Source organism: Pseudomonas sp. UBA6753, from assembly GCF_002453565.1.
Lineage (GTDB): Bacteria > Pseudomonadota > Gammaproteobacteria > Pseudomonadales > Pseudomonadaceae > Aquipseudomonas > Aquipseudomonas putida_Z.
This window is the reverse complement of sequence record NZ_DKHD01000059.1, coordinates 23,567-31,732: the sequence shown is the minus strand read 5'-3', so window position 1 is coordinate 31,732 and position 8,166 is coordinate 23,567. Positions and strand designations below refer to the sequence as shown.

The window sequence follows — 8,166 nt, the reverse complement described above, 5'->3', positions numbered from 1 at the left end:
GCCGCAGGTTTGGCAGCAGCAGCGGCCTTGGCGGCCGGCTTGGCTGCAGGTTTGGCCGCAGCAGCCTTGGTGACGGGTTTGGCGGCTGCCGGTTTGGAGGTCTTGGCAGCACGCTGGTCAAGCGCCTTGGCTGCAGCTTCGCGAACCTTGCCTACACCTTGGGCCAGCTTGAGGCTGTCCTGAGCATCGCGCTTGAGTTGCTGGATATAAGAACGGGTCTGGCTTTGACGCTCCTTGAGGGAGTCGAGCAGTTCTTCAAGTTCGCCAATGGCTTTTTGTGCCTTGGTCTGCGCCTTGGCTTTACCTGCCTTGGCCGCGTCTTGCAGTTTCAGGCGACCGTTGTGCAGTTTTTCCTGGGCCTTGCCACGCTGCTTTTCCAACTTGGCCAGCAGTTTTTCCGCATCAGCCAGCGCTTGCGAGCAGGCATCTTCCAAGTGTTCGAGCAAGCTGCCCGAAAGTTGCTGGAGCAGGTGTAACGGCGTGCTTACTGGCTTCTTTTTAGCCGACATGGTTTACCTCCTGGCTGACGAGATTGCGGCTCATACTATGCTTCTGCTGCTACCGCCGCTAGGGCATGTTGACAGTATTATTTACGCCGCGTTGCATGCCTGGGCAAAGTTGTTATCTTGCAGCTCCGAGCAAGTGTAGTTGCTGAATAAATCATTGCTGATATTTGGCAATTATCTGTATTGCACACCCCCCTGTAGGAGCGGCCTTGTGTCGCGATGGGGCGCGGAGCGGCCCCCGGTTTCAGCGCCAGGGCAAATATCGCCGGGGCTGCTCCGCAGCCCTTTCGCGACACAAGGCCGCTCCTACAGCGGGCGTAAAAAGGCGAATACAAATAACGAACACTGGCATACTTCCCCGCTCATTGGCGCAGGAACTGACCATGCTTCGATATCTTGTTTTAGGTTTATGCCTGCTGGCACCCATCGCCTTGGCCGACAGCGAAGAACATGACGTCGCCTACAGCATCGGCGCCAGCCTGGGTGAGCGGCTGCGCCAGGATATGCCGGGCCTGCAACTGGATGCGCTGGTAGAAGGCCTGCGCCAGTCCTACCAGGGGCAACCGCTGAAACTCGACAAGGCACGCATGCAGGCCTTGCTCCAGCAGCAGGAAGCCCAGGAAGGCGATGCCGCCATGCAGAAACTTCAAGCTGCCGAAACACGCTTCATGGCCAACGAGCGTGGTCGTTATGGCGTGCACGAACTACCGGAGGGCGTGCTCTACAGCGAACTGCAAGCAGGTACGGGTGCGCAGCCCAAAGCCGGTGGCAAGGTGCAAGTGCGCTACGTGGGCAGGCTGCCAGACGGCTCGGTGTTCGACCAGAACCAGACGCCCCAGTGGTTCAGCCTGGACTCGGTAATCGAAGGGTGGCAGGTGGCCTTGCCAAAGATGCACACCGGCGCCAAATGGCGCCTGGTGATTCCCTCAGCGCAAGCTTATGGCGCCGAGGGTGCGGGCGACCTGATCGAACCCTATACACCCCTGGTGTTCGAGATCGAACTGCTGGCGGTTGGCGACTGACGCCAACCCTCAAGCCTGGACCGCGCCTTCTTCCTTGTGCGCGTTGTGCAACACTTCTATCAGGCAGTCTTCCAGTTCGAAGCGCTCGTGCAGCAGGCCACCCAGCTTGCCCAGCTTTTCGGCAAAGCGTTCGGTGTCCTTGCATTCACCCTTGGCGCAATGGTCATTGAAGGCCAGTGCGATCTGAGTAATGTCGTTGATCCGTGGGTTGATCTCTTCGGCCAGCATCAGCGCCTTCTCGTCGCCGAAGGCCTTGGCCTCACTGACCAGCTGCTCGCAAACCTCGAAATGCCACGCCGAAACGTAGTCGACAAGGAGCGCGCAAAAGTCCCCGTTCGTGTCCTTGTCGGCGAAGGCCGGCTTGGCATCGCGCAGCGCGCGGAAAGCCTGCACCAGTTCCTGGCGCTCCTCCAGCCAGCGGTCGATCAGTTTGTGAACCCCACCCCAGCGTTCCTGAGCGTTCTGACAACTATCGAGCATGGCGATCTCTTCCCTTCTGGGTAGATGCCGCTGCACCTCGCACCACGACCGTGCAGCACAGAGGTGACATCAGCAGGCGGCATCGAGCAGTTGTGTTTTCGGTATGCGTGCTGGGAGATTATTCCCGCGCGTGCTGCCCTTCAAGGTACGCAGCGGACAAAGTTCATACAAGTGTTTAATACCCTGTTACACGGCCATTGGTCGTGCCAATGGCGCAACCTTGCGCCAGGTCATGTTCTCGCCAGGGTGCGGAAACGATACGCCAGCAGGCAACTCAAGGGCAGCACCGCCAGCAGCAGGAAGGCCAGCAGGCTCCACTCGGGCAGGGTCAGGTCGAGAAAGCTCCAGGCCAGCGAGTTGCAATCCGGGCCGCCGAACAACAATTGCCGGGCCGCCTCGCCCCAGGATTGTTCGAACAGCCGCCCGAGCGGCACCGGGCAGACCGGGATGGCCCCGTCATCCCCTTGCAACCAGACATGTCGCGCTGCCAGCAACGCCCCGGCCAGCGAACAGCCCAGCGTCGCCCGCGCGTAACAGCGAATGCCCGCCGTACCCGGTGCCTGCACCACTGCCGCCAGGCACAGCAGCGCGTACAGGCCAAGCAGCAGCCGCTGGCTGAAACACAACGGGCAGGGCACCAGCCCGAGGACGCTTTCCAGGTGGAAGGACGCGGCCAGTACCGCCAGTGCAGCAAGGCAGGCAGGTAGGAAAAAGGTGCGCAAACGGGCCGGCAGCATGGGCGGTGAAGGTCCCGGGATAATGAAGTGGCCTGAAACGGTAGAGGAAAGACGCGCTTTGTTTCAAGGCGCGACAGCAACGACAAGTCGCTGAATCGCGAAGGAAATTTCCAACTATGCAGTAGGAAACGTCTGAAGAAATGGATTGCAGATCTAACTTACATCAAGAGAAAAGTTACCCGCCCCCAAGGCCCGCACCTTTGCGCGGGCCCTGGGGTAGGTCAGGCGCGTACGCCTTCGGGCAAAGGCAGGGCCAGCAGGCGCTCGTCCAGCAGGCCGAGGCCCTCCTGGAACAGCTGGTTGCTGCGCTCGGTCTCGCCAAGGCCGGCAAGCAGGCGCGCCAGCTCGGCACAGGCCTCGGGGTTGCGCTCCATGCGCAGGCTGCTTTCCAGATAGTCGCGCGCCTTGCCCCACAGGCGGTTCTGCAGGCTAAGACGGCCCAGGGTAAGCAGCAGGCTGGCATCTTGCGGGTGGGCCTTGAGCCAACCTTCGGCTGTTTGCAGCTGGCGCGCCGGGTCATCGCCGCGCACCAGGCCGTACAGGCGGGCCAGGTGGCTTTCGTATTCACGCTTGAGGGCGGTGCGCAGCACTTGTTCGGCTTCGCTCTGGGCACCCACCTGGCGCAATTGCTCGGCATAGGCCAGCACCAGCTGAGGCTCCTGGCGCTGGGCTGCGGTCAGTTGCTGCCAGGCGCGCTCCAAGGCCTGACGGGCACTTTGCGCGTCCTCGCCACGGGTGGTGGCCAGGCTCAGGTTCTGGCCCCAGGCACGTTGCTCCAGGGCAGCCAGCTCGGCGGCTGGCAGCACCTTGCCCTTGCGCAGGTCGGGCAGCAGGCGAATCAGTGCCGACCAATCGCCGCGCTCCAGGTGCAGGCGCTGCAGCAGGCGCAGCACCTGGCCGTTGTGCGGGTGGCGCTCCTGCATGGCCAGCAGGGTTTCCAGGGCGCCGTCGCTTTCGCCACGGTCCATCTGCAACTGTGCATGGGTCAGGGCGATAGCCAGTTCCGCTTGCGGCTGGCGCTCCAGGGCACGTTCCAGCAGGTTGTCGCTGTCTTCGGTTCGGCCTTGCTCGTTGGCGGCACGCGCGGCACCGAGGTAGTACAGCAACGGCTGGCGCTCGGCTTCGGCGGCACGGTGCAGATGACGCTGGGCACTGGCCCAACGGCCCTCGGCGAGGTCCAGCTGGCCCTGCTCGATGGCCAGACGAACGCGCCGGCTGCGATTACGCCGCGACCACGGGTTGACCACGCCGCTGGAAGTCAGCACCAGGCCGACCAGGTAGCGCAGCAGCCACAGCAGCAGCACTACAGCCAGCAAGCCGGCCAGGGCCGCCCACAGCCCCGACTGGTAGCGGAAGCTGCCATAGGAGATCAGCACGTAGCCGCTGTGCTTGGCGACCGCAATACCCAGCGCCGCGGCGACCACGATCGCCAGCACGGCCAGCAGGTAGACACGCTTCATGGCTTGCCCCCTTCAGCCTCGGCCGGCAGGTGGCGGCGCTGTATATAGGCCTGCACTGCGGCCAGGCTTTCGCTGAGGTCGGGGGTAACCACCGACACCGGCTGCTCGGCCAGGGCGTTGAGGCTGTCAAGCATGGCCTTGCTTTGCGGGTTGTCGGCGTTGAAGTTGGCCAGCAGCACGCTGCGGGCGTCGTCCAGCGCCTGGGTGTACACCTTGCTATCGCCATTGAGCGCTGCCCACTGGGCCTGCTCGATGGTCAGGCTCAGGGCCAGGCGCAGCTGGTTCAGTTGCTGCCCGGCCAGCAGCGGACGCACGTTGTCATCGGCGTTGAAGTCGATCTGGAAGTACTTGGAGATCTCGGCCCACCACTGGGACAGGCGACTGGCGCCGTCACCATCGGCGGTGAGCGCGCCCAGGGCATCGGCATTGGTGTCGAACTCCGGCGACTGGGCGCTGAGTTGCTGCACCAGCTCGCGCTGAGCGGCCAGTTTCAGGAACAGGCCAGTACGGTCCGGTTGCTGGGTGCTGTTGAGCGTGGCCAAGCTGCGCGCCAGTTGCTCACGGGCGGCGAAGGCACCCGGATCGCTCTGCTCGCGCAGGATCTCGTCCGCCCCCTCGACCAAGGCCTTGGCACTGGTGATGTCCTGCAGCGCAGACAGGCGCAGGGTGGCCAGGCGCAGCAGGTGCTCGGCCTCGGCCAGGCGCCATTCCTTGCGGCTTTCGCCCAGTACGGTTTCCAGGCGCTGGCTGAGGCGTTGCTGGTCGCCTTGCAACTGCGCCACCAGGCGGCGGCGGTCTTCCAGCTCGCTGGCCGCCGGCAGGCTGGCCAGCTGCGCGCTGATCTGCTGTTCACGCTGCTGCAGGGCCTCGGCGCGCTGGTTCAGCGCCTCGATGTGCTGGCCCTGGTTGAATTCGCTGCCTTGCAGTTGACGCACCTGCCAGACACCCCAGCCACCTACCGCCACCCCGGCCGCGCCCAACAGCAGGGCCAGCGTTGCCAGGCCACTGCCGGAGCGCTTGGCAGGTGGGGCGGTGACGGGTTCCGCCGGCGCCTGTGCCGACGGCTGATCGTTATTGGACAAGACAGTCTCGCTCACGTATCCATCCTTTGCATGGGGGCGCATCGCGTTCAGCTTAGCGCCTTAAGAGGCAGGTGCAGCGCTTAGCTGCACGGCTGCCAGCAAGGCCGTGGCACTGGCGCCACGGCAATCCACAACCTGTTGGGCCCCGGCGGCCCTGGCCTGCTCGGCAACCCGAGGGCTGGGCACGAACAGCGGCAGACGCGCCAGCTGCGGCCAATCGGCGCCGGCCATCTGCTGCAAGTGTTCAAAACCCTGCCCACTGCTGACCACCAGGCCATTGAGGCGTTCCGCTTCGATGCGGCGCATCAGGGTGCCCGCCGGGTAATCCGGCAGGCAGCGACGATACAGTTCCAGATAATCGACACTAGCACCTTGCTCTGCAAGACGCTCTGCCAGCAGTTCGCGACCTCCGACGCCACGAACGATCAAGACCCGCGGCGCCGGCACGGCAACTGCCTGGCGCAGGGCTGGCAGCGCCAGCAACGCTTCGCTGTCATCGCCACGTGCGGGGAAGCTCACTGCCAGGCCCGCACCCTGCAGCACGGCGGCGGTTGCCTCGCCCACAGTGAACCAGCCTTGCACGGGTGGCTGCAGGCCGGCATCGGCCAGTCGCTCAAGCAACAACCGGGCTGCCGGCTTGCTGACCACGATGATCGCCTGGAAGCCCTGCAGGCCTTCCAGCAACAGGCGTTGCTGGTTATCCACAGCGACGGGCTTGATTGCCAACAGCGGCAGGCAGCTGCTGGCTACCCCCGCCGCTGCCAAGCTTTGCGCCAGTGCCGCACAGTCCTCGGCAGGCCGGGTCAGCAACAGGCGCCACGAACTCACGGGTGGCCGGCCTCGCCGTAGACTTCCTTGAGGATGGCCTCGGCGCCCTGCCCCAGCAGGTCCTCGGCCACCTGCACGCCCAGGGTTTCGGCGGCAGTACGTGGGGCGCGGGCATCGGCCACCAGCAGGGTACCGCCGCTGGGCTGGCCGACCAGGCCACGCAGCCACAGCTGGTCACCTTGCAGCACCGCATAGCAGGCAATCGGTACCTGGCAGCCGCCATTCAGGCGTTTGTTCAGGGCGCGTTCGGCCACCACTCGGTCGGCGGTATCGGCATGGTGCAGCGGCGCCAGCAGCGCGTGGATTTGCTGGTCGGCGCTGCGGCATTCGATGCCCACCGCGCCCTGGCCGCCAGCCGGCAGGCTGTCATCGACGCTGATGGTGGAGGTGATGCGGTCTTCGAAGCCCAGGCGGATCAAGCCGGCGGCGGCGAGGATGATGGCGTCGTACTCACCGGCATCCAGCTTGGCCAGGCGGGTGTTGACGTTGCCGCGCAGGAAGCGGATTTGCAGGTCCGGGCGACGCGCCAGCAACTGGGCCTGGCGACGCAGGCTGGAGGTACCGACGATGCTGCCGGCAGGCAGCGCGTCGAGGCTATCAAAGGTATTGGAAACAAAGGCATCACGCGGGTCTTCGCGCTCGCAGATGCAATACAGGCCCAGGCCTTCGGGGAAGTCCATGGGCACGTCCTTCATCGAATGCACGGCGATGTCGGCTTCGTTGTCCAGCAGGGCGGTTTCCAGTTCCTTGACGAACAGGCCCTTGCCACCAATCTTTGCCAGCGGCGCGTCGAGCAGCTTGTCGCCACGGCTGACCATGGGCACCAGGGTCACCAGCAGACCGGGGTGGGCCTGCTCGAGGCGGGCTTTGACGTATTCGGCCTGCCACAGGGCCAAGGCACTTTTACGGGTGGCAATGCGGATTTCGCGAGTGGACATGGAACGCCCCGATCCAGAGAAATGCTGTCGATGATAACAGCATCGCCGGTATCGCTAGCAGATGTGGATCAGGATCCTGTGCTTACCTGTACCGCCCAATCGCCGGCAAGCCAGCTCCCACAGAAGCCGTGCAAGGCTCAAGGCTGACGCTATACCTGTGGGAGCTGGCTTGCCGGCGATTGGGTCGGTACAGGCTCAGAGGGTTTGCATCATCTTGCGCACACCGGCCACATGGCGCCGGCTGACGGTCAGGGCGTCACCGTCCAGGCCTTTCAGGTACAGCTGGAAATGCCCCAGCGGCGTGCGCTGCAGGCGTTCGATACGCTCGCGGGCGACCAGCGCATTGCGGTGGATACGCACGAAGCGTTCGCCAAACTCGTCTTCCAGGGCCTTGAGCGGCTCGTCGAGCAGTACTTCCCCGGCCTCGTGGCGCAAGGTCACGTACTTGTGATCGGCAATGAAATAGATCACCTGGGGCAAAGGGATCAGCTCGATGCCTTTGCGCGTGCGGGCACTGATGTGGCTACGCGGCCCGCCACCTTCATTGGCCGGCCTGGTGAGCGCCGCCAATTGGGCGCGGTTGGGCTTTTCAGCCTTGCGCAAGGCATCGCGCAAGGCCTGGGCCTGGAAAGGTTTGGTCACATGGCTGAGGGTACTGTCCTTGAAAGCCTCGGCACCGTATTCATCGTCCCCGGTGCAAAACACCACCGCCGGCGGCGCCTCGCGCTCGCACAGGCGAGCAGCAACCTGCAGGCCGTCCAGGCCTGGCATGCCGATGTCCAGCAGGACCACATCGGGCTTGAGGCTTTCGATCAGCGCCAAGGCCTCCTCGCCGTTGGTGGCGCTAGGCTCCAGCACGGTGTAACCCTCCAGTTCGCCGAGCAGCCGGCTAAGGCGCTCACGGCCTTGGGGTTCGTCATCAACGATCAGGACATTCATAATTGCGCTGGATTCCTGAATGAGTCTCGCACAGGTATAGCGTAGACAGGTATGGTTCGAGCGACACTAAGGTCACGCTCTAGACCGGTGCGATGGCCAAAGATTCACTCGGCCGGCAGATTCACTGCCAGTCCTCTGTCCAACTGTAGACGGTCCGTGGAACACTGCCGTTCA

General features: G+C 64.1%; 9 protein-coding genes. 1 reads left to right on the top strand and 8 read right to left on the bottom strand.

Features of this window, described 5'->3' with window-relative positions; translation table 11 throughout:
* Positions 1-509: AlgP family protein (locus B2790_RS22800; RefSeq protein WP_286919835.1), on the bottom strand; the 509-nt coding region annotated here is incomplete at its 3' end.
* A 380-nt stretch (positions 510-889) separates the two neighbouring features.
* Here B2790_RS22800 and B2790_RS22795 point away from each other — a divergent pair.
* On the top strand, positions 890-1,528 hold the full coding sequence (locus tag B2790_RS22795) for an FKBP-type peptidyl-prolyl cis-trans isomerase (protein ID WP_286919834.1): 639 nt from the start codon (positions 890-892) through the stop codon (positions 1,526-1,528).
* Positions 1,529-1,537: 9 nt separating this feature from the next.
* Here B2790_RS22795 and rsd read toward each other — a convergent pair whose 3' ends face one another.
* The 7 genes from rsd to B2790_RS22760 all read right to left on the bottom strand — a co-directional run bounded on the left by rsd (position 1,538) and on the right by B2790_RS22760 (position 7,992).
* Entirely contained in the window at positions 1,538-2,008 is a 471-nt protein-coding gene (gene rsd / locus B2790_RS22790; protein ID WP_137162748.1) for a sigma D regulator, read from the bottom strand.
* A 230-nt stretch (positions 2,009-2,238) separates the two neighbouring features.
* Positions 2,239-2,745: a disulfide bond formation protein B gene (locus B2790_RS22785; RefSeq protein ID WP_286919833.1), complete on the bottom strand. Its 507-nt coding sequence runs from the start codon at positions 2,743-2,745 to the stop codon at positions 2,239-2,241.
* Between the two features lie 221 nt (positions 2,746-2,966).
* Positions 2,967-4,205, bottom strand: coding sequence for a heme biosynthesis protein HemY (locus B2790_RS22780; protein ID WP_286919832.1), 1,239 nt, complete (start codon positions 4,203-4,205; stop codon positions 2,967-2,969).
* Positions 4,202-5,302, bottom strand: a complete 1,101-nt coding sequence (locus tag B2790_RS22775) for a uroporphyrinogen-III C-methyltransferase (protein ID WP_025337277.1) — start codon at positions 5,300-5,302, stop codon at positions 4,202-4,204. The genes B2790_RS22780 and B2790_RS22775 overlap by 4 nt, the downstream gene beginning before the upstream one ends.
* Before the next feature lie 45 nt (positions 5,303-5,347).
* On the bottom strand, positions 5,348-6,115 hold the full coding sequence (locus tag B2790_RS22770; protein ID WP_286919831.1) for a uroporphyrinogen-III synthase: 768 nt from the start codon (positions 6,113-6,115) through the stop codon (positions 5,348-5,350).
* Complete coding sequence (hemC, locus tag B2790_RS22765; protein WP_286919830.1) at positions 6,112-7,053, bottom strand: hydroxymethylbilane synthase; 942 nt, start codon at positions 7,051-7,053, stop codon at positions 6,112-6,114. Before hemC ends, B2790_RS22770 begins: the two co-directional genes overlap by 4 nt.
* A 195-nt stretch (positions 7,054-7,248) precedes the next feature.
* Positions 7,249-7,992 (bottom strand): LytR/AlgR family response regulator transcription factor, encoded by a 744-nt coding sequence (locus tag B2790_RS22760; protein WP_015268539.1) that lies wholly within the window; start codon positions 7,990-7,992, stop codon positions 7,249-7,251.
* Between the last annotated feature and the right edge of the window lie 174 nt (positions 7,993-8,166).